The 18,205-nt window shown below is 68.4% G+C and carries 17 protein-coding genes and 4 pseudogenes; 8 read left to right on the forward strand and 13 right to left on the reverse strand.

From position 1 onward, the window contains the following. Positions 1-343 precede the first annotated feature (343 nt). From ACFC09_RS36940 to ACFC09_RS36950, 3 genes are all read right to left on the reverse strand, one after another. On the reverse strand, positions 344-649 hold the full coding sequence (locus ACFC09_RS36940) for a hypothetical protein (protein WP_376535816.1): 306 nt from the start codon (positions 647-649) through the stop codon (positions 344-346). Positions 650-1,117: 468 nt separating this feature from the next. Continuing rightward, positions 1,118-1,327 (reverse strand): hypothetical protein, encoded by a 210-nt coding sequence (locus ACFC09_RS36945; protein ID WP_376535818.1) that lies wholly within the window; start codon positions 1,325-1,327, stop codon positions 1,118-1,120. Next, a complete protein-coding gene (locus ACFC09_RS36950; RefSeq protein WP_376535820.1) occupies positions 1,270-1,770 on the reverse strand; it encodes an AAA family ATPase in 501 nt (166 codons plus the stop codon). The genes ACFC09_RS36945 and ACFC09_RS36950 overlap by 58 nt, the downstream gene beginning before the upstream one ends. A 64-nt stretch (positions 1,771-1,834) precedes the next feature. Between ACFC09_RS36950 and ACFC09_RS36955 the strand changes: the two genes are divergently transcribed. Then, a complete protein-coding gene (locus ACFC09_RS36955) occupies positions 1,835-2,326 on the forward strand; it encodes a transposase (RefSeq protein WP_376535822.1) in 492 nt (163 codons plus the stop codon). Positions 2,327-2,421: 95 nt separating this feature from the next. On the opposite strand, the pseudogene ACFC09_RS36960 reads toward ACFC09_RS36955, so the two are convergent. The 3 genes and pseudogenes from ACFC09_RS36960 to ACFC09_RS36970 form a co-directional block, all read right to left on the reverse strand. After that, positions 2,422-3,144 (reverse strand): annotated as a pseudogene (locus ACFC09_RS36960) (transposase); the annotation flags it as partial. 172 nt (positions 3,145-3,316) lie between these two features. After that, positions 3,317-3,709, reverse strand: a pseudogene (locus ACFC09_RS36965) (transposase family protein); the annotation flags it as partial. A gap of 208 nt (positions 3,710-3,917) precedes the next feature. Continuing rightward, the gene (locus ACFC09_RS36970; RefSeq protein WP_376535824.1) at positions 3,918-4,469 is read right to left on the reverse strand and encodes a hypothetical protein; all 552 of its coding nucleotides are present in this window, start codon (positions 4,467-4,469) and stop codon (positions 3,918-3,920) included. Between ACFC09_RS36970 and ACFC09_RS36975 the strand changes: the two genes are divergently transcribed. After that, complete coding sequence (locus tag ACFC09_RS36975; protein ID WP_376535826.1) at positions 4,462-4,731, forward strand: hypothetical protein; 270 nt, start codon at positions 4,462-4,464, stop codon at positions 4,729-4,731. The two genes, ACFC09_RS36970 and ACFC09_RS36975, sit on opposite strands and share 8 nt — an antisense overlap. 97 nt (positions 4,732-4,828) lie before the next feature. Here ACFC09_RS36975 and ACFC09_RS36980 read toward each other — a convergent pair whose 3' ends face one another. The 3 genes from ACFC09_RS36980 to ACFC09_RS36990 form a co-directional block, all read right to left on the reverse strand. Then, positions 4,829-5,479, reverse strand: coding sequence for an RNA polymerase sigma factor (locus ACFC09_RS36980; RefSeq protein WP_376535828.1), 651 nt, complete (start codon positions 5,477-5,479; stop codon positions 4,829-4,831). A gap of 680 nt (positions 5,480-6,159) precedes the next feature. Beyond that, a complete protein-coding gene (locus tag ACFC09_RS36985; protein WP_376535830.1) occupies positions 6,160-6,480 on the reverse strand; it encodes a hypothetical protein in 321 nt (106 codons plus the stop codon). A gap of 289 nt (positions 6,481-6,769) precedes the next feature. Continuing rightward, entirely contained in the window at positions 6,770-7,456 is a 687-nt protein-coding gene (locus ACFC09_RS36990) for an alpha/beta fold hydrolase (protein ID WP_376535849.1), read from the reverse strand. Between the two features lie 348 nt (positions 7,457-7,804). Here ACFC09_RS36990 and ACFC09_RS36995 point away from each other — a divergent pair. Further along, positions 7,805-8,420: pseudogene (locus tag ACFC09_RS36995) on the forward strand (NAD-dependent epimerase/dehydratase family protein); the annotation flags it as partial. 352 nt (positions 8,421-8,772) lie between these two features. On the opposite strand, the gene ACFC09_RS37000 reads toward ACFC09_RS36995, so the two are convergent. Together ACFC09_RS37000 and ACFC09_RS37005 are read right to left on the reverse strand one after the other, a co-directional pair. Further along, entirely contained in the window at positions 8,773-9,435 is a 663-nt protein-coding gene (locus ACFC09_RS37000; protein WP_376535832.1) for a response regulator, read from the reverse strand. Next, a complete protein-coding gene (locus tag ACFC09_RS37005) occupies positions 9,432-10,364 on the reverse strand; it encodes a sensor histidine kinase (protein ID WP_376535834.1) in 933 nt (310 codons plus the stop codon). Before ACFC09_RS37005 ends, ACFC09_RS37000 begins: the two co-directional genes overlap by 4 nt. A gap of 455 nt (positions 10,365-10,819) precedes the next feature. Between ACFC09_RS37005 and ACFC09_RS37010 the strand changes: the two genes are divergently transcribed. Both ACFC09_RS37010 and ACFC09_RS37015 read left to right on the forward strand, forming a co-directional pair. Beyond that, a complete protein-coding gene (locus ACFC09_RS37010; RefSeq protein ID WP_376535836.1) occupies positions 10,820-11,731 on the forward strand; it encodes an ABC transporter ATP-binding protein in 912 nt (303 codons plus the stop codon). After that, positions 11,728-12,573, forward strand: a complete 846-nt coding sequence (locus ACFC09_RS37015) for an ABC transporter permease (RefSeq protein ID WP_376535838.1) — start codon at positions 11,728-11,730, stop codon at positions 12,571-12,573. The genes ACFC09_RS37010 and ACFC09_RS37015 overlap by 4 nt, the downstream gene beginning before the upstream one ends. 49 nt (positions 12,574-12,622) lie before the next feature. On the opposite strand, the pseudogene ACFC09_RS37020 reads toward ACFC09_RS37015, so the two are convergent. Further along, a pseudogene (locus ACFC09_RS37020) lies at positions 12,623-12,727 on the reverse strand (polysaccharide deacetylase family protein); the annotation flags it as partial. A 439-nt stretch (positions 12,728-13,166) separates the two neighbouring features. On the opposite strand from ACFC09_RS37020, the gene ACFC09_RS37025 reads away from it, so the two are divergent. Beyond that, complete coding sequence (locus ACFC09_RS37025; protein ID WP_376535840.1) at positions 13,167-13,568, forward strand: prolipoprotein diacylglyceryl transferase family protein; 402 nt, start codon at positions 13,167-13,169, stop codon at positions 13,566-13,568. Next, positions 13,522-13,749 (forward strand): zinc ribbon domain-containing protein, encoded by a 228-nt coding sequence (locus tag ACFC09_RS37030; protein WP_376535842.1) that lies wholly within the window; start codon positions 13,522-13,524, stop codon positions 13,747-13,749. The genes ACFC09_RS37025 and ACFC09_RS37030 overlap by 47 nt, the downstream gene beginning before the upstream one ends. 193 nt (positions 13,750-13,942) lie before the next feature. Here the strand turns inward: ACFC09_RS37030 and ACFC09_RS37035 are convergent, their stop codons facing one another. Next, on the reverse strand, positions 13,943-15,919 hold the full coding sequence (locus tag ACFC09_RS37035) for a LamG-like jellyroll fold domain-containing protein (protein WP_376535844.1): 1,977 nt from the start codon (positions 15,917-15,919) through the stop codon (positions 13,943-13,945). A gap of 757 nt (positions 15,920-16,676) precedes the next feature. On the opposite strand from ACFC09_RS37035, the gene ACFC09_RS37040 reads away from it, so the two are divergent. Then, the gene (locus ACFC09_RS37040; protein ID WP_376535851.1) at positions 16,677-18,131 is read left to right on the forward strand and encodes an ISL3 family transposase; all 1,455 of its coding nucleotides are present in this window, start codon (positions 16,677-16,679) and stop codon (positions 18,129-18,131) included. The last annotated feature ends 74 nt before the right edge of the window (positions 18,132-18,205 follow it).

An 18,205-nucleotide genomic window follows, 5' to 3' on the forward strand; every position in this document is an offset into this window, starting at 1 on the left:
GCCAGGTCCAGCCAACGCAGATGGGTCACGACGGGCCACGGTCTGACCCATGGCAGTCCGAACAGGGTCATCGCCCAGGCGTCGACGTACGTGCCCTCGCCGAGGTCGGGGACCACGAGCTCGAACTCCGCGGCTGCGGCGGAGTAGTCGCCGAGACCGAAGAGAACCCGGCCCAGTTGGCCGCGCACCGCGGCGCGGTCGGGCGCGCTGAGCCGGTCCGTCTCCAGGACGGCGTGCAGGGCGGCGATGGCCTCGGTGCGCCGCGCGTAGCCGGTGAACGCCAGGAACGGCTTCTTCCGTACCAACGGCGCGACCGCTCCCGCGGGCAGCGACGGTTCGCTGATCAGCTCGTGCAGCAGCGTGAGGCGGTGGGGTGGTCACCGGAGACGAACGCCACGTCCGCAGCCTGCTCGGTGTATGCGCACCAACGCGCCGTGTCGCGGGCCTGGCGGAAGTGGTGGGCCAGCTTCCCGATCGGCCGTGGCCGGACGGTCTCCAGCAGGGCGGCGGCACGCCGGTGGGCCGCGCGGCGGTAGGCCAGTCGTGCTCCGTCATAGACCGCCTGCGCGGCGAGCGCATGCCGGAAGGCGACCCTGCCCGTACCGGCAGCCTCTTCGACGAGCAGACCGATGCGCACCGCCTCGGCCACCGCGGCCTCGGTCGACGGTACGGACCGCGGGCCCCCGTCACCGGCAGCCTGCCGACCACGCCGAGGGCATGCTCGTCCGCCGGGTCGCCGAGCACGGCGGCGGCCAGCAGTACCTTCTGCGCGTCGGGTCCCAGCCGGGCCGCTCGTTCGGCGACGGCGTCCCGGATAGTCGGTAGCACGGTGATCTCATCGAGGGTGCGCCGCACCCACTCGCCGTCCCGCTGGACGACGTGCGCCCGGTCACGCATCAGCCGGACACATTCCTCCAGGACGAGCGGCACACCCACGGTCCGCTCGTGCAGGAACCCGGCGAACGCCACGGAGACGTGCTCGTCGTCCACCATCGACGAGACGAGTTCCGCCGTGGCCGCCACCGGAAGTACGCCGAGGTCGACAGGCGCGCTGACCTCCTCGTACCCCGGAATCCACGAGGAGAGGCGGAGCAGCAGGGAATCAGGGGCCACTTCCTCAGGGCGGAACGTCAGCACCAGGCTGACCGGCTGAGGCTGCCGCGAAGGCGAGGGCCAGCAGCAGTTCCAGCGTCACCTCGTCCCAGTGCACGTCCTCCAGGACCAGGATCTCGATGCCGAGCAGGCCGAGGAGTTCGGCGAAAGCGTTGATCAGCCGGTGCCGGACCGCGCCCGCGTCGGCCAGGGGTTCGGGCGTGGGGGGCAGCACATCCGCCCACTCGGGGAAATGCGACCGCAACGTGCCTGCCAGTGCCGACAGTTCGAGGTCCGCCAGGTCGGCGCGGGTGCGACTGCTTGCCGTACCGCGTCGACGATCGGGCCCAGAGTCAGCGCCTCACGGAATGGGGGGCAGACCGCCGCCAGGGCCTCCCGTACCAGACGGCTCTTGCCGATGCCGGATTCGCCCTCGATAATCACCAGGGCGGGCCGCCGCCGGAGAGCGTCCGTGACGCGCAGCAACTCGCGCTCGCGGCCCACGAAACGGGGGCTGTCCGCACTCGCCTTCCGCCGCACTCGACCGCCTTCAGCGCTGCCCGTGCCTGCGAAGCACCCCGCCGGTTCACCCGTAGGGACGGGGCATCGGCCAAGAGGCCGCCGACATACCTCGCAAGCGACGGGAAAGCCAAGCAGGGAGTGACGTACTTCTCGCACATAATTGATCAGTAAGAGGATGTCTCATGTGGTGATGCGGTGAGCTGGGGCATCATTGCTGCTTGTGGGTGTCGATCTGTCGCAGCGGCTGGTTCCTGACGGTCTGTGGGAGCTGGTCGGTCGGTTGCTGCCGTCGTTCAAGTCCCGTCCGCAAGGTGGCGGGACCGCTCCGTGTGATGAGCGAGCCGTGTTCACGGCGGTCGTGTACGTGTTGACCAGTGGGTGTGCCTGGCGGCATCTGCCGGAGACGTTCGGCGTCTCACCCGCGACGGCGCATCGCCGGTTCACCGTGTGGAGCCGGGCGGGGCTGTGGCGTCGGCTCCACCGGGCGGTCCTGGACGAACTCGGTGCGCGGGGCAGGCTGGACTGGGCCTCGGCGATCGTCGACGCCGCCTCCGTCCGAGCCAAAAAAGGGGGGCACGTTGACCGGGCCGAACCCGGTCGACCGCGGCAAGAAGGGCAGCAAGCTGCACGTGCGGTCCGAGGCCCAGGGCGTCCCTCTGGCCGTCGCAGTGTCCGGTGCGAACACCCACGACAGCCTGGCTCTCGCCACTGATCCGCGGCATACCCGCCGTCCGCTCCCGCCGCGGGCCGCGGCGGCGCCGACCCGTCAAACTCCGTGCGGACAAGACATCCGATGCGGTTGATCTGTCAAGCGGCAACGGAGAGTTGAGGAGCTTGGGGGACGGGGAATGCGGTGGCTTCGTCGTAGTGGGTTCGTTTGGTGAGGCAGTGGTGGAGGCAGCCGAGCATGCGGTTGAAGAGGTTGCGCTGGGCGGCGGTGTGGCGGTCGCCGTCGGCACGTCGGCGGTCGTAGTGGGCGCGGGCGCCTGGTGAGGCGGTGAGTGCGGCGAAGGCCCAGGCGTAGCCGACCGAGGCCAGGCGCTGGTTCTTGACCCGGCGGGCCATGACCGCGAGGCTTCTGCCGGACGCCCGGGTGACCGGTGCGGCCCCGGCGAAGGCTTTGAGTCCTTTCGCGTCGGTGAAGCGGGATCGGTCGTCGCCGATCTCGGCGAACACCCGGGCGCCGGTGAGAGACCCGAGCCCTGGAAAGCTGGTGATGATCTCGGCGTCCGGGTGTGCTTCAAAAGACTCCACCGCAGCAGCCGTCAGATCGTCCGCGCTGGTGCAGGCGGCGTCGAGCTGTCTCAGCAGAGCGATGGCCTGACGGCCCGTGGCCTGTTCGACTGGCGGAAGCTGCCGCATCTGCGGGACCCGCAGGGCCTGGCGGAGCCGTTCGGCTTCCGCCTCGATGCCGCGCTGGCGGCCGGCCTTCTTCAGGAGCGAGCACAGCTGGGTGCGGGTGAGCTTGGCGGCCTGTTCCGGGGTGGGCGCGGCGGCCAGTACGACGCGGGCTGCCTTCGAGCACAGCCCTTCGCGTCCGGAACCGGGGCCGGTGCTTGTCCAACGGCTCGAGGCCCCAGGCGTACTCTGCGGCTTCCCGGCACCGATCACCACCAGGATGTATGGCGCTTGCTGAAGCGGGGCCCGCAGTCTCTTTCAGGGCCTCGACGGGCCGGGGTGGGCCTGGCGGTGCCCCGTTTCACTGCCCATTAGGCGTACTTCTCCGCCGAACACTGGAGTGGTACGGGCGGTCGGCGGCGATGCGGTCGATCGGCAGCAGCGTCCCGTCGAGGATCACGAACGCCTTGCGCGCTGCAGCCCGGACGGCCGTGGCGAGGTCGGGCGCGAGAGCGGCCAGGACCTCGACGGCCCCGGCCACGTACCGGTGGACCGTGCTGGTTCCGACGCCGAAGCCGGCGGCGAGCTGCGCGTAGGTGTGTCCGCACCGCAGATGGGCCAGGACCAGCAGGGCTTGGCGCTCTGCCGGGAGCCGGCGCCATCGGGTACCGAGCTCACGCCGTCGGGCAGTCAGGAGCCGGGACAGGAAGCGAAGGGCCGAGCTGGACAGATCGATCCCCGATGGGTAGACAAGCACATGAAGCTCCGGGCGGACAGGTTGATCTTGGTCGACAACCCATCTACCAGGAGCTTCACCCCTTCCCACGCACCGCCCCCACGTCAACTCAGCTGGAGGTCAACCAGGTTGGCAAAGGCTCAGGGACTCCACAAAACCGGGATCAGCTCAGTCACTGCTGCCCCGGCAATATCGCCGTGGCAGCAGTGAGGGCGGTTGTCAGGCCGGCTTACTTGTGGTTGCCGGTGAACTGCGCGTCCTTCTTCTGGTTGTAGATCTCCTTGCCGGCTGCGTTGTAGGCATGGACGTACGGGGCCGACGTCGCAGAGAAGTGGTTGGTGGCAGACGTGCCGGTGGAGAAGGCCGCCGTGTAGAAGAATGCGCCGCCCGCCATGACCGCCGGGTACTGCTTCGGGTTGTCGCCGTAGCTGATGGTGATCTTGGCGACGTCCGATGTGTAGTGCCCGGCACCGAGCGAGAGATACCGCCCTTGGCCGACCGGCTCGCCGATGGAGTCGAAGTACTCGACGATGTGACCGGTGCCCCACAGCCGGTTGTTGATGAACGTCGGCGGGACGTCCTGGCTGGTGCCCCGGTCGCCCTTGGTCTCGCATTGCACGTACTGGCCGGCGGAGTCGACGGCGATGACCGCGCCGTCCCAGTGCTGCGAGGCGACAGGGGTTCGGACGGCGATCACCGCGTGGTATTTCGAGGCGTCCGATCCCAGGCAGGAGGCCAGGATCTTGGCGACGGTCCCGGCGTCGATCGGGGTCGTGGTCACGCTGGTGACTTTGAACGCGGCGGGGTCGGAAGTCACACTGGCCGAGGACGGCGCCGAGCCGACCCCGGCTGACGGGGAGACCCGCGTCGGGCTCGGACTCGGTGATGTGGCAGCGCTCGTCGGATTTCCACCGCTGGCGGCCAGGACCGGCTTGGCGGCCCCCTTCCCGCCGAAGACGGCCACTGCCGCGACGCTCACTGCCGCGACACCGGCGGCAACGCCCAGCGGCAGTCCCCACCTGCGCGACAGCGAAGTATGCTGATCCTCTGGGTCGATCTTCATCAGTAGGTCCTCTCGGATCCGCCGGTGGTTCGGCAGATCACGATCGGGGGGAGGCACGGGAATACCCTGCGTGTCAATCATCGTGCGACCTCCTCCACGGTGACGGGATTCTTTGAACTGGACGACGTCGGAACCGTGGGTCCGTCGGCGAGGTCGGCCCCCAGTCTGCGCCGTGCCCGGTGCAGTCTGGACTTCACGGTTCCGACCGCCACCCCCAGCGCCGCCGCGGCCGCCTGCTGATCCAGGCCCGACCACATGCACATCTCGACGACCTCGCGTTCGTGGCGCGGGAGCCGGGCCAGCGCCCGGTGGATCTGCGACATCCGACGCGCGTCGTCGACCAGGCCGGCGACGCGGTCGGCGTGGTCGCCCACAACTGGCTCGTCATGCGAGACGAGCCGGTGTAGCAGCGCCTCGGCCCGCCGCAGCCGCCGCCTGGTGTTCGACAGCAGGCGGTCGGCGATGCCGAGCAGCCACGGCAGGGCAGATTCACGGTCCAGCACAGTCTCCGACCGCCGACGCCAGGCATGAAGGAAAACGGTCGCCGTGAGATCCTCGGCCTCGGACCAGTCGGCCGTCCGCCGGAACAGGTGGTTGTAAACGGTCTTCGCATGACGGTCGAAGATCCGACCGAACGCATCCCGGTCGCCGTCGACTGCCCGTGCCCACAACTCCCGGTCGGATATCCCTCCCATAGGTGCGGTGGGACCAGCGTCGTTCAGTTCCATGCACTGTATGTGTCCGGCACCGGGCCGAAGGTTCCCGTTGAACTCGCTCGTTTTTGACGGACGCCGTCGGTGTGATGGTCACGCCGCCAAGGCGTGGGCGAGGCTTTGTTAGTCGAGCCTGTTGTGCAGCCTCCAGCCTGTGGCCCGGTGCCTCGATCGCTCGAAAAGGGCGGGACCCGTCGGGGAGGTCGCAAGTGAGCTGGTGGTGGGCCAGCATGCTTGCTCCAGGAGATGCTGATCAGCCGCGACGCCCATGCCAACAGTGTGGTCGTCGCCGGTAGTCACGCGATGGCGGAGTCGGTCTGGGGACCGTAACCGACAAGTCCGTGATCCACCGCAAAGTGCACGGTGTCCAGGATGCGGTCGCCTTGGCTTGAGTGAAGGGTGATCAGCACGAATCGCGACAGGTCCTCGTGCATGTCCAGGACAGATCGGCTGCACTGTTGAGCCGAAGCACGGTAGGTGTCACCTACGGCATCGGCTGACCTGCGGCTTCGACCGGGCGAAGCACGACCGTTGGCGCTGGGGCGGCGCGCTGTCTGTCACCAGCGGCGCGCACAGCAGGATCGGTGTCACCGGCTCCGGCGCTCCGCCATCCGCCTGAGCCGCCCAGCGGCCCCGGCGGATGGAAGCCATGTCAGAACTGTGCGCCGGGCCATGACGGCAGTCGCTCCGACCGGTCACAGACCGGCGAGGCCCCCGGTCCTGTTCTGCACGGAGTCGAGCGCGTCCACCCACGCGTTGTGCTGCTTCGCGCGCGCCGCCCGGTCCGCCGGGACCAGCCGCGCGGCGGCCTGCACGGCATAGGCGTCCGGGTCACCGAAGGCAGTCCGCGGGTGCTCTCCCGTAACCGCGCAGTGCCCCGTGACATCCTTGACCGCCTGGAGCACGACTGCCCGGTCCACGCCCGGCTGCATGGCCAGCCGTACCTGGAAACGCGCCATCCACTTTTCGCGGTCCTTCTCCGTCGCCATGTCTGTCTTCTGGTCTTTCTTCGCCACGTGCTCTCCCGGGTGATCGGCAGCCGTCCGTCGTGGAGTTGGACGTCGTGGCATCGAAGTTGGTTGCGGAGGCGCGAATCTGGTGAGTTTCAGGTGACTGCCGGGAGCCGCACCGGCCCCACCGACTGGCCCACCGCCACAGTACGTGTATGTTGCAGACACCAGCTCTGGTGCAGCTTCCAGCCCCGCGCGCCCTGTCCGGAAACCCTGGTGACAACAGCCTGCCTGGGTGACAGCTATCGTGCTTCGGCTAAACTGTCTGGCCAATCAGCCTGTAACCCTTGGCCATCTACCCTGCAAAGTGGCCATCTACGGTACACAGGCACAAACACCGAAGCGCCGACGTCCGCAGCGGCCCCGTAAGGTCGTGCCTCTGGTCGTGCTTCACGTCCCGGTCCTGGTCGTGCTCCTTATCGTACCGGCGTTCCGCCGCAGACATGTCGTGCAGGCCCAGCGAGTCGTCAGTCGCACGCTGGGCCTCATGCAACGGCTCGGGCACGCGCCCACCCGCCGCAAGGTGGACGGCGAGACGACGAACGGCGTGCAAGCCCGAGTAACCCCACATCTCGAACTCCGCGTCCTCCGCCTCAACCAGATCGGGCTCGGTCCACTGCCGCGCTCCCGTACGCTCCAGCAGCTCGCCGATCGCAACGAACAGCACGGAGCATCTCGACATAGTCGTCCTCTCAGAAGAGAACAGCGGCGCGTCCTCGTAGTACGCGCCGCGGATCATGCCGGGTGGAACGTAGGCCGACAGCCAGGCGGAGACGAGATCGCCGGAGGAGTTGCCGGCCACGATGACCGGGCGCCTGATCCGGCCGGAAATGAACCGGACCAGGTCGTTGCGCATGTTGTCAATCGTGAAGCGCCCCGGGGTGCGGGTGGAGCGTCCTTGGCCGCGCAGGCCGACGGCGTAGACCTCGAAATCGTCGGCCAGCAGCCGTATGGCTGAGCACCAGGGCAGGCTTGTCGGCAGATCCGGCGGTGGCGTGGTTCAGCATCACCTCACCGGTGTCGAACAGCGACTCGGGGTAGTCGTGCGGGGAGAATCAGGCCATGACGGGATGTCCGAATGGCGGGCAGGAGGCGGGGAAGCCGAGGCCGACCGACTTCCGGGAACGCCTCAAGGGAGTCCTGGTGGGGGCAAGAAGGGTGAGGTGAAGCCGGCCGTCCTGAGCCAGGAGGAGGTTCAACGGATGGAGGAGCTCGCTGGGCTGCAGGCTGGTCCGTCACCGCGTAGCAGCGCAGAGGGTCAGGCGCCGAGCGACAGGGAGGTTGCCACCCATGATCGAAGCGCCGTGCCTGCTCGTCGCCAGTTCGCGGCGTGGAACGGTTTCCCCGCGGCCTCGATGAGCCCGGATCTCGGCCAGGAGAACCGGACGGCTCGGGCCGTCTGCTCTCCGGCCGCAGCGGGGTCCCTGCACAGGGCGAGGCCGCTCCACGGTGGCACGCAGAGCGCGAACAGCGGGAAGAGGAGGCCCTCGGCAAGGCGGTGGCCGGGGTGGACGCGGTCGTGAACGTCGCCGCGTCCTTCCGCGGGGTACCGGACGAGGAGGCGTGCGCCGTCAACCGGGATGCGGCGGTGGGGTTGGGGCGGGCCGCGCCGGCCTCCGGTGTGCGGCGATTCGTGCAGGTCAGCACCGGGGTCGTGTACGGCACCGCGGGGCCGTCTGATGACCGAGGATGATGAGATCCGGCCCGGCGGAGAGCTGTGGGGCGCCTACGCCGAGTCCAAGGCGGCGGCCGAGCGGGAGTTGCTGGCTGGAGGTGCGCGTCGGCCGGCTGCCCTTCGTGTACGGTGGCGGCGACCCGCATCTCCCAGTCACTGCGCTGCGCCGCGAACTGGGCACCCGCGCAACGGCTGCAGATGGGCCACCACGTCGGCAGTGAGCGGTCATGTCTACAACATCGCCGACGACGCACCCGTTACGTTACTCGATCGTTTGCGTGTTTGCTGATCCCTTCGCTGTACCGTGCTCTCTTTGGGAGACGGGGCATACCGATTCACCTGTGTTCAGGCGCTCAATCCCCACGAATAGGCCGTTGTCTGACTGTGGGTGGGCTCTCAACTGTCCACCGCAGTACGGACGGCCGGTCCGGCCCCCGTCGAGCCGGCAGAGTTCCTGCGCACTGGCGAGCCTGGCGGTTAGCCCGTGGGCATCGGCACCCGGGGCCGGGTGTGTGCCGATGACCGACGACGGGCAGTCCCGCGGCCTCGGGCTTGCGCCGCTCGCATCGACTGCCTGAGCAGGCAAGCGGAAACAGCAGGCAGCGACGTGCTGATCGGCGTAGTCAGCGGGGTGGCTTGACCAGCCCGGCCTCGTAGGCGGTGATCACGAGCTGGACCCGGTCCCGGGCGCCCAGTTTGGTGAACAGCCGGGATATGTGTGACTTTGCGGTGGCCACCGTGATGAAGAGATCCTCGGCGATTTCGCTGTTCGACCGGCCGCGTCCGACCAGGGTCAGTACTTCCTGCTCCCGCTCGGTGAGGCATTCCACCGGCCGTAGGGAGGGCTCCGGTGCAGCCGCGGGGCGTCGGGCGAAGTCCGCGATCAGGCGGCGCGTCACGCCAGGCGCGATCAGTGCGTCGCCGGCGGCGACCACGCGGATCGCCGTGAGGATGTCGTCCAGCGCCATGTCCTTGACGACGAAGCCGCTGGCGCCGGCCCGGAGCGCGCCGTACACGTGGTCGTCCTCGTCGAAGGTGGTCAGCACGAGGACGCGGGTCATCGCCGGACCGGCGGTGATCCGGCGCGTGGCCTCGATGCCGTCCATGCCGGGCATCCTGATGTCCATCACCACGACGTCGGGGCTGATCTCGCCGACCAGTTGGACCGCCTCGGCGCCGGTGGCGGCCTCACCGACGACCTCCAGGTCCGGGTGATCGGCCATGAGCACGCGCAGACCTGAGCGCACCAGCGGCTGGTCGTCGGCGAGTACGATCCGGACGGTCACCGGGCCTCCAGTCGGACTGCGACGGGTTGGGGCAGTGGCAGCCGTCCGGCCACCCGGAAGCCGCCCTCGGGACGTGTCCCGGTGCTGAGGCGGCCGTGCAGCATGCCGACGCGTTCGCGCATGCCGACGAGGCCGAAGCCATGGGCCAGGCCGCTCCCGGTGGCGCCGCGCCCGTCGTCGGTGATCTCCACGGACAGTTCCTCGGCCCCATAGCCGACGGTCACCCGGCAGTGTGCGGTACCCGCGTGACGGACCACGTTGGTCAGTGCCTCCTGCACGATGCGGTAGGCGGCGAGGTCGATATCGTCCGGCAACGGACGCTGCTCCCCTCTGAAGCGCACGTCGACGCGTACCCCCGCGTCCGCGGTCGCCACCGCGAGCCGTTCGATGTCCGCCAGCCCCGGCGAGGGGACGAGGGCCTGCCCCAGTGCGGCTGGCTCCGGTTCGGTCCGACGGAGCGCCACCAGCGTGCGGCGGAGGCCCGACAGGGTCTGTCTGCTGGTGTCCTCGATGGCTTGCAGTGCCTCGCGGGCCTGTGCGGGCTGTGTCCGGATGACCCGGCTGCCCATCCCGGCCTGGATGGCGATGATGCCGATGCTGTGCGCGATCATGTCGTGCAGTTCCCGTGCGATCCGCAGTCGTTCGGCGGTCAGGGCCTTGGTCACCTCCTGTGCGTGAAGCGCCACCGCGTGCTCGCGACGCTCACGGCCGAGCAGTCCCGCCATGCAGGATGCGGCCATCGCCAGAAGGGCGATCACGCCGTTGACCGTCAGGTTCTCTCCGTGCGCGAAGCCACCGATCAGCAGGAGCTGCACGGTGAAAGACACGGCCACGGCGACGATCGAGGCGCGCCGCGTGCGGGTGGCGATGATGAAGGCCAGAACGAGGTCCACCGCCACGAGCGACAGGAACTCGCCCTGAAATGACACGGCCCGGTGCGCGTGCTCGTAGCGGGGCGGGGCGGGAAAACCGTTACCACGCAGATGGCCCCGAAGAGTGTCATGGCCGGCGCCAGCAGCGGCACCCGTCGCAGCACACCGGCGAGCAGGCTCGCGGCCAGTAACGATCCCACACCGTGGACCATGCCTGAGGCCCGCGGCGCGCCCCCCAGCAGCAGACCAAGGATGAGAAAGTACAGGACACCCCCGAGCCAGGACACGGCCTTCGTCCTCGTCACCACCGACGTGACCTTTCGCGAGGGAGATCGCCAGGTGATACGCATGCCGGCGACTGGGGAGTCGATGAGTCGTCCATACCGTGAGGTTAACCAGGCGCCGTCCGCGTGACATCGGCCTCGGGATGTACGCCCACGGGCTACCCCGGCGGGGGTATTGCCATCCACGGCCTCATGTCCTGCGGGGCTCCTCTCGGCAGGGTTGACCGTGTGATCGAAGTCAACGAACTCACCAAGCGTTACGGCGGCAAGACCGCTGTCGATCAGCTGTCCTTCGCCGTGCGGCCCGGCCAGGTCACCGGATTCCTCGGCCCGAACGGAGCCGGCAAGACCACCACGCTGCGCATGATCCTCGGTCTGGACGCGCCGACCAGCGGCACCGCCACCGTCAGCGGCGTGCCCTTCCGCACCCATCCCCGTGGACTGCGGCACGTCGGCGCCCTCCTGGACGCCACCCAGGCCCATGGCGGTCGCAGCGCCGCGGCCCACTTGTCGGCCCTGGCGCGCAGCAACGCCCTTCCGCGTCGCCGGATCGTCGAGGTGCTTGAGGAGGTGGGGCTTGCCGAGGTGGCGACCCGCCGCGTCGGCGGGTTCTCGCTCGGCATGAAGCAGCGGCTGGGGATCGCCACCGCTCTCCTCGGCGACCCGCCTGTGCTGATGTTCGACGAACCTATCAACGGCATGGACCCGGAGGGTGTGCTCTGGGTACGCCGGCTCTTCCGGCGCCTGGCTGCCGAGGGGCGCACGGTCTTCCTCTCCAGCCACCTGATGTCGGAAATGGAGAACACCGCCGACCAACTCGTCGTCATCGGCCGAGGACGCCTCATCGCCGCCGAGTCGGTACGCGACTTCGCGGCCCGCAGCGCCCGGCGCAACGTCGTGGTGGTCACACCGCAGGCCGGTGAGCTGGCGGCGGTGCTGACCGCTACGGTCGCGCGGGAGGGCGCGGCGGGTATCGAGAAGCTCAAGGTGACCGGGCTGCCGGCCGAGCGGATCGGAGCGCTCGCTTTCGAGAACCAGATCCAGTTGAACGAGTTGACCACCAAAGCCGCCTCGTTGGAGGAGGCGTTCATGGAACTCACCGCCGACAGCGTCGAATACCTGGCAGGACAGCCCCGATGACCACGCACCGCACCGTCACTCCGACCGCTTTCGTCACCGAGCCGCCCGTCCGCTTCCGCGACTTGCTCGCCGCTGAATGGATCAAGATGTGGTCTCTGCGTTCCACTCCGTGGACGATCGCGCTCACTGTCCTGTTCGTCATCGGGTCCTCAGCGGTGGCGGCACTGGCCGACTACGACAACTTGTCCGGCTCCGGCGCGAGCATGCGGCAGCCGCCCGTCTTCCTTCCCTTCGATGCCTTCCCGCCGGCCGGCTACATGACGCTGATGCTTGTCGCCGGCAGCCTCGGGGCCCTTGCCGTCGTCAGCGAATACAGCAGCGGCCTGATCCGCACCACTACTGTGGCCGTCCCCGCCCGCGGCTCACTGATGCTGGCCAAGGCCGTTGTCTCCGCCTCGTTGTGGACCGTCGTGGGCACGGTCATCTCCACCGGTTCCTTCCTGACCTCCCAGGCCATCTTGGACGGGCGGCACACAGGGGTTCCGATCACCCATCCCGGGGTAGTCCGGGCGCTGGTGGCATCCGCGCTGCTGGCGCCGGTCTGCGCACTGATCGGTCTCGGCCTCGCCGCGCTGATCCGGCACAGCGCCGCGACCATGGTCACCAGCGCCTTCACGCTGCTGATGCTCCCCACGATCTTCTCGCAGACCAAGCGCTGGTCCGCCGACATCAACCACGCGATGGTCGTCACCGCCTGGAAGCGCCTGGTCCAGAATTGGCCGCCGGATCCGACATCCCCGGTGCTCAGCGCCACGGTCCCCGGCTCGTGGAGCGTGTACGCGGTGTGGCCGCTCGTCGCGGTCGTGCTCGCGGTTGTTGTCGTGCGCCGCCGCGACGTATGAACCCGGACGGCAGATCACCACGTGAAGGGCCTTCAGGGCGAGGGGTGCCGTGGAAGAGGATCGTCGGTCCATTGGGCAGTTCCCGCTCGACGGTCGCGACGACGGCGTCCGTGCCCGGCCGCTCGAAGTCCTTGGAGTCCACGTTCCAGCCCAGCGAGTGGTCCATGCTGTGGCCCCGGCGCCCAGCACCGTCACCCCGAGGGCAGCCCCGACCAGCTTGCCGTACCAACTCCGTCTGCCGCCGTGCCGTGTCATGTCCGCCTCGCTTTCCGGCAGTTCCTCGCCGATCCCTGGCCGCTTTCCGAACACTTGGCAGGACGAGGGGAAGTGATCGGTGGATGCGTTCATTACCGATCACTGACAAGTTCGCGGGGAGTCCGCGGACAATCCGGCCAGCAGGCTCGACGTACTGCTCCGAGAAGACGGTGATCCGGAGGCGGCCGACTGGTTCTGTCGCGGCGGGGAGGGAAGGCGCAACCTTGACTGCAAGATCGAGCTCGGCAAGCTGCTTGCGGCGACCTGCTGCCCGGGAACCTGCTGCCCCCTGCGCCAGGCCCCCCGCGCGGCTCGGCGCACCGCGTACGCTCGTGGCTTTGCTGCTCGCTTCGATACCGTCCCCGTCGGTGAACGGTTTCCATGTGGGGCCGTTGTTCGTGCACTTCTACGCGCTGATGTACATCGTCGGGATCAGTCTTGCGGTGCTGATCGGCCGGCGCCGTTGGCGTGCTGCCGAGGGTGATCCGGCGATGGTGGAGGAGGTTGCCCTGTGGGGGGTGCCGTTCGGCTTGGGCCTGTCCGCCTTCGCGGTCCTGTCCGACGGCAGCCAGATCGACAGTCCCCGCTTCGGAGCTCAAGCGTCTTCAGCGGAACTGTCGCGCAAGGCCAAGGGGTCGAAGAACCGGGCCAGGGCCCGTATCAAGATTCCGGGACGGTCCCAAGCCCCTGCACGTGCGGCAGTGGACGTGCGGGGCGTGCGGCACGGTGCACGACCGTGACCACAACGCAGCCCGCAACGTCCTCTTCGAAGGACGCCGTATCGTCGTCGCCGGACGGGCGGAGACGCTAAACGCCTCGTGGAGCGCTGGTAAGACCAGGACGAAAATCACGGCACAGCGCGGTGAGGCAGGAAGCCCCCGGAAGGGTCAGACGACCCAGGCCGGGATCCTTGGACTTTAGGCCAGGGAGCACGTCAAGTGGGCGAACGGTGCTGGTGCGGAACTCAGGGCGGTGGGTCAACTGCGTCCGCCGCGTCGGCTGACGAGGCGGCGGCCGACCTTACGGCCCAGGAGATGGAGACCGCTCTGCTGGCTGCCGAGGGCCCCGCCTCGCCGCGACTCGGCCAGAGGGTCGGCAGAGCCGGAGGATGCAATTACTTGCCGATCATGAACTCGCTGACCTTGAGCGGGCGGTTGACGATGCGGACGTCGCCGATCCAGCCGTGGAAGATCTGGTCGATGCTGCCGCTGTACTCGTAACCGCCCAGCAACCAGGGCAGGTTGAGCGTGGTCAGACCGATGGCCACGGTCGAGGGGTTGTCGACCGTCTCGCAGCCCTCGACGTACATGACGGTGCGGCGGCCGTCGTTGACGACGGCTAGGTGCCACCAGGCGTCCTCCGGCAGGGCGTGCCCCCAGTTCGTGGACCCCTCCGTGAGGTTCGTCGGATAGACGCACCACTGGGGTTCGCGTCCGCTGGAGAGGCTGAAGGTCACGATGGGCTCATCCGGGTCTGTGTTGCCGTTGGACTTGCCGGCCTGGCCGGCCTCGCCCCAGCGGCTGAGCAGGGCCATCCACGAGTTGTCGTCGGACGACCACGTGGTCGGAACCTTCACGAACGCCTCGAAGGTATAACCTTGCTTGAATGTCTCGGAGTTGAGCGGGGCCTTGTCGCCGGTCGTCAAGTAGGCGCCGTGCAGCGGGTTCTTGCCGCCGGAGAAGAGCAGGCTCCCGTGGCCCGGCTGGTCGGGGTGGTGGTCGCCGGACCAGACCAGCGCGTTGCTCGCGGAACCCGGTACGGTTACCAGCGTGGTGAGGTCGTTGCCGTGGCCGGACAGGTCCGGGATGCGCTGGCCGGAGGCGAACGCCGAACCCGGCTTGCCGCCCTGGTCGAAGCGCCAGTACGCGAGCGTACCGGGCGTGATCATGCGCTGTGCGGGACGCGCGGCCCGCACCGGGACGGGGATGAAGCCTGAGAATCGCTGCTCGAAGTCGATCGCCACCGAGAAGTAGTCCACGGGCGAGGTCAGGCGGGCCATCTGCCCAGCGAGCACGTTCCGTTCGGCGGACTTCTGGTCCAGGATCCACGGTGCCATGGTCTCGACGTCGATCGTGTTCCGGTCGAGGTCGAAGTGGTACAGGCGGATCATCGCCGCGCCGCCGTAGTAGCGGTTCTGGTAGTTGGTGATGTGGACGTGGACATCGTTGTCGGCCGTGTTCTTCATAGTGGTGCGCGCGGGCGGCCAGTAGTGCCCGTTGAGCGTGAGGAAGATCTGGTCGTTGTCCTTGATCAGCTCGTCCCACATCTTGTGGCCGAAGTCGCTCAGGACGGCGTCGTCGTCCGCGTTCCCGTAGTCCTCGGGGTACACGTCGTCGGTGTAGTTTGCGTTGGCGATCTCGTGCGTCGTCAGGATTACCGGCATGTGCGGGTGGTCCTTGATGACCTTGTTCGCCCAGGCGAAGCCGGCCGCCGACGGCCGCCAGTCCATCGCCAGCAGCAGCCACTCGCGGCCAGCCGCGCGGAAGACGTGATAGGTGTTGTAGCCGTCCGGCGTCGCGGCGCGGAACGACGGCGACTTCTTGAACCGCTTCGGGCCCAGGGTCTGGAGGTACGGGGTGCTGCCGCGCTGGTCGTCACCACCGACATCGTGGTTTCCCGCGACCACGCTGTAGGCGGCGCCGCCGCGGTCCAGCATGCCGAAGACCTGGTCCATGTGGGCGAACTCGGCGGCCGTGCCGTTCTCGGTCAGGTCGCCGAGGTGGGCCATGAAGACGATATTGTCGCCCTCGGCGTTCGCGTTGTCCAGGATGTACTGGAACGACGCCTGCAGAGGCTCGGGCTTGATGCTGTCGCCGAAGAACAGGAACTGCGTGTCGGGCATCACGGCCATCGTGAACTGACGACTCTCGGTGTCCGGCCTCCATCGCCCGCGCTGCCGCGCGGCCGGGTCGCCGGAGGCCAGGCCGGACGTGGCCGATGCGGCGGCGAACGCGGGCGTCGCGCCCCCTGCCGCGAGGGCCGTGGCCCCTATGCCCGCGAGCCCGCTCGTCTGCAGGAACGACCGGCGGCTACGGCCGGCCGCCCCGCCGGCCGACAGGTCGTCGGGGTTCTGCTGGTTATGGTTGCACATCTTTCCTCCATGGGCCCGTGCGGCGACTGTTCAGCCGGAGCGAGCGAGTCGAACCGTACGGGGAGTTGGTCAACGGGAGGAGGACGTTCCATGAATCTCCTGCATCCGGAAATTGCCGCGTACACCAGGCATTTCACAGAATCTGCTGAGGGGTGAGTACTTCGCCGGCGGGGACGTTATGGAGGGACGACGACGTGACGGGACATGCTATGGGAGGCCGGATGCGGGGAGGCAGGCGCCGTGCGCACGCATCGATGTTATGCAGACCTGGCGTCCGCGAATGGCCGGGCATTGCAAGGCCGGGCGACGATCGGAGCTCTCGTCAGCGTCTCCAACGGCACTTCTCGGGACCGCTGACACCACCCTCCGGGGCATCCGCTCGACAGGGGCCAGGCATGCCAAGTCTGGAGGCCGCCAGGCCCATTGCAGGACCACGAAGAAATGACGGGGGCAGAAGGCGGTAGGCCGGGCATTCTGAGGGAGACCGGAAACCGGGCAACCCGGTTGCCGACGGCCGCGCTCTGCCTGGTTCAGGCTTCCTCAGCAGGTCGCCGGTCCTCTGAAGTTTCCCCGTGATCTCGGACACGTGATCGTTAAGCCGCGAGGGCGTGATGATGCCGCTGCCTGGACTCGGCCGGGGTGAGATAGAAGGTCGCATCTGTCCAGGCCGACGGGTCTGGCCCGTAGTCGGTGGTGACGCCGAGTAGCCGTCCTTGATCGTGATCTGGTGGTGGATATCAACCCCCTTATGGGGACGGTGTTTTCGGGGCTTGCGGCGCTGGTCGTCGAGGACGTGGCGGACGGCGGCGACGCGGCGGTGGTCTCGGCCCGGACCCAGGACGTGGCGGTGCCGTGTCCGGTGTGCGGGACGCCGACGGCGAAGGTGCACGGTTATCACCGCCGAACGATGAGGGGCGTGCCGGTCGACGGCCGCCAGGTCGTCGTCCACCTGTGCATACGACGGCTGGCCTGTCCGGCCCCGGGCTGCCGGCGGCAGACCTTCCGCGAGCAGGTTCCCGGACTGCTGGAGCGCCATCAGCGCCGCACGGTGCGTCTTGTCGGGCAGATATCCCAGGTGGTGCGGGAGTTATGCGGCCGGGCGGTCGCACGCCTTTCCGGCCTGCTGGCCGTGCCCGTCTCCCGCAGCACCGCGCTGCGCCACCTGAGGCGCCTGCCGCTGCCGCAGCAGGCCATCCCGCGGGTGATCGGCGTGGACGATTTCCCCCTGCGCCGCCGCCACCGCTACGCCACGATCATCACGGCCGCTGAGACCGGCCGACGCGTCGCGGTCCTGCCCGACCGCGAAGCGGCCACCCTGGAGTCCTGGCTGCGCGAACATCCTGGTGCCGAGGTCGTGTGCCGGGACGGCTCGGCCACCTATGCCGAAGCCGTCCGCCGAGCCCTGCCCGACGCGGTGCAGGTCAGCGACCGATGGCACCTCTGGCGCAATCTCTGCGACACAGTCCAGATCGAGGTCCGCGCACACGTCGACTGCTGGGAGACCGGGACCGCGGCCTCATCGCCCCTGTCAGTGCCGCATGGTGGGGAAGCGGTCGTGAAACTCTCTGACACTCCCGGTGGGTCGAGCCGCACCGCGCTGTACCGCCTGTACGACGCCGAGGAAGCGCTGCTGTACGTGGGCATAGCTGGCGACCCGCGCAGCCGCTGGGCTCAGCACGCCCGGGACAAACGCGATACGTGGTGGCCGCAGGTCGACACGAAGGAAGTCGAATGGCTCGACACTCGTGAGACCGCGGAGGAGGCCGAACTCACGGCGATCCTCGCCGAGCGTCCACGCCACAACGCCGTGGGCAGCCTTCAGAACCAGCACGGCACCCGAGTCAGCAACGGCATGGCTCGCAAGCGGCTGCTGGCGCAGCTCGCGGCCGAGAACCCCGTCACCTACCAGGTGGCCGCCCGGCGCAACGCGGAGAGCTGGGTTCTGGAGGTGCCGGATCTGCAAGGAATGCAGATCCAGGCGAAATCACTGACGGCTGCCGAGCGAAAGGTTCGTCAGCAGATCGCGGAGGTACTCGACTGTGAGACGGACGCCTTCACCGTCCGTCTCCTCCTGCAGGAACTGCCTGTGGAGGTCTGGGAAGCCCTTCGAACACTCAACGCCGCACAGCGTTCTGCAGAAGCCGCAGCGGAAGCACAGAGGTCGACGATGGCACTGAGCGTTTGCCAACCTGGTTGGGTGCAGATCTTCTGAGGGTGCTGTCGGTCAGGCGGTGGGTATGACCTGGTCGCGGTAGCGCGTCTGGTGGTTGCGGATGAGTTCCTGCT

The organism is Streptomyces sp. NPDC056161 (genome assembly GCF_042268025.1).
Lineage (GTDB): Bacteria > Actinomycetota > Actinomycetes > Streptomycetales > Streptomycetaceae > Streptomyces.

Excerpts from the sequence above, each read along its gene's own strand:
- ACFC09_RS36980 (WP_376535828.1), bottom strand. The coding sequence starts at position 5,479 with ATGGAACTGAACGACGCTGGTCCCACCGCACCTATGGGAGGGATATCC.
- ACFC09_RS37015 (WP_376535838.1), top strand. The coding sequence starts at position 11,728 with ATGACCACGCACCGCACCGTCACTCCGACCGCTTTCGTCACCGAGCCG.
- ACFC09_RS37035 (WP_376535844.1), bottom strand. The coding sequence starts at position 15,919 with ATGTGCAACCATAACCAGCAGAACCCCGACGACCTGTCGGCCGGCGGG.